Here is a 230-nt window from a genome sequence, read left to right on the forward strand (position 1 = left end):
GTATAAGGATGTGTCGGGTTCGAATAGAGCTCCTCCGTCTCGGCTGTCTCAACGATCGTCCCCAGATACATAACAACCACACGATCCGAAATATATTTTACAACACTCAAATCATGATCAATAAACAAATAGGTCAGTCCCATTGTTTCCTGCAGATTTTTTAGCATGTTGATCACCTGTGCCTGAATAGATACATCAAGGGCCGAAATCGGTTCGTCACAGATAATGAA

The 230-nt window shown here is 42.2% G+C and carries 1 pseudogene; it reads right to left on the reverse strand.

Features of this window, described 5'->3' with window-relative positions:
- A pseudogene (locus AC2FA3_RS15710) lies at positions 1-230 on the reverse strand (peptide ABC transporter ATP-binding protein); the annotation flags it as partial.

This window comes from Janibacter sp. CoH_79_TC_3 (genome assembly GCF_058197955.1).